The organism is Actinomadura fibrosa, assembly GCF_900659615.1.
Classification (GTDB): domain Bacteria; phylum Actinomycetota; class Actinomycetes; order Streptosporangiales; family Streptosporangiaceae; genus Spirillospora; species Spirillospora fibrosa.
Genome location: NZ_CAACUY010000529.1, coordinates 1 through 1723 on the forward strand (window position 1 = coordinate 1; position 1723 = coordinate 1723).

1 protein-coding gene and 1 pseudogene are annotated in these 1723 nt (G+C 75.0%); one reads left to right on the plus strand and one right to left on the minus strand.

Features of this window, described 5'->3' with window-relative positions; all coding sequences use genetic code 11:
• The coding region (locus tag E1300_RS49415) for a PucR family transcriptional regulator ligand-binding domain-containing protein (protein ID WP_207400462.1) at positions 1-1111 on the minus strand (1111 nt) is incomplete at its 3' end.
• 209 nt (positions 1112-1320) lie between these two features.
• On the opposite strand from E1300_RS49415, the pseudogene E1300_RS49420 reads away from it, so the two are divergent.
• Positions 1321-1723, plus strand: a pseudogene (locus E1300_RS49420) (oxamate carbamoyltransferase subunit AllH family protein); the annotation flags it as partial.

The following is a 1723-nucleotide window of genomic DNA, read 5'->3' on the forward strand; positions in this document are numbered from 1 at the left end:
CCTTGTCGGCGGGACGCGCCGCGCCGGCGGGCCTGCCCCCGGAGGCGGCCTCGCCCTCGGAGCCGGCCGGGGCCGACCCGGGGCCGCGGGAGCGCCCGTCGAGCTCGGCGACCACGACCATCATCGGGCGGTCGAGGTCCCAGCCGAACCCGTCGCAGTGCGCGACGACCCGGTCGTCCTCGCCGGCGCGTCCCGCGAGGATGTCCCGCAGGAAGTCGGCGCGGTACTTGCTCTCCACCGCCGCGACGGCCTGCTGCTTGGTCACCACGAGCGCGGCGACGGTCGCGGCGCGCTCCAGGATGCCGAGGTCGGTGCCGCGCAGCGCCCCGCCGGGGCTGAACGCGATGATGCGGCCGTGGTCGAACCCGCCCGCCACGACGGGGACGACGAGGTGGTCGGACGTGCCGTGCGCGCCCGCGATGCCGCAGCCGCCGCGCCCGCACGCCGCGTGCCGGCCCGCGTCGAACGCCCGCATCGCCTGGACGTCCTCGTCGGGCCCGGCGCCCGCCAGCACGCGCTGCTCGCCGTCCAGGACGACGACGGCCACGTCCAGCAGGGTCGCGACCTCGTCGACGACCTCCTGGAGGCCGCCGCCGCACAGGACGATCTGGACCAGCGCCCGGTGCACCTCCTCCGTCCGGGCGAGCACGGCGGCCTGCCGGTTGAGGATGTCGGTGAGGACCTGGTTGAGGATGTCGTCGAAGCCGACGTCGTTCGGGAGCAGGATCAGGGGGAAGCCGCGCCGGTCCGCCTGCGCGATCATCTCGGCGGGGAGCGACTCCAGGTAGCGGCCGAGCTTGATGGCCAGCGCGGCGAGGCCGCGCTCGTCCAGGTCGGCGACCAGGTTGTCGAGGGACTGGGGGGTGTTCCGCAGGGGGTAGCCGGTGGTCAGCAGCAACTCGTTCGGCTTGACCCACGACAGGATGTCGGGGACCTCCATCACGTTGAGCCGCTGGACGACGCGCTCCAGTCCGGTCCGTCCGGCGATGAGGCGCGCCTCGTTCAGGGTGGAGACGCCGAGGACCTCGCCGACCGACAGGCCGTAGGTCAGTGTTCCGGTGCTCGCGAGCCGGAGGGCCGGTGGGCCCGGGTCCGCAGTGGTGTAGCTCATGCCAGGGGTCACCTCGCTTTTGGTGCGTACATCGCCCGACACGGCGTGATCGCTACCTGATCCTGATCAACCCTGACAACAAAGACGAACGATGACAACCATCATTGGCAGCTTTCTCCATACGTCCGCCGCGGGCCCCGTTCTACGGTTCCCGCAGAGGCCGGGCCCCCGCGCGCCGGAGGCATCCGACACCGGTCTCGGGAGGATCCGTGACTGCCCTCGTGCGCGACCCGATCCCGCTGCGCGCGGGAGCGCGGCCCCCGGTCGCCGGGGCGGCCAGCCTCGCGCTGCGGCCGCTGCTGGACCCGCCGCGCCGCCCGGCCCGCGTCCTCGCCGTCTTCCCGTCGGCGCTCTACCTGGAGGCGCGCGGCGGCGGCGAGCCCCGGGTGCTCGCGGTCGTCGGCTCCGACGCGACCCGGCTGCCGAACGCCGTGGTCGTCGTCGCGTCCCGCCGCGACCAGCCGTTCCGCCCGGTCCGCGAGGGCGCGGAGGCGTGGGTCGGCGACGGCCGCGTCGAGGCCGGGCCGCTGACCGTCCGGGTCCGCCGCTGGTGGGACCCCTCCCCCGCGCTCGGGACGCTCCAGCCCGCCGCGCTCGCCCGCTCCATGGTCG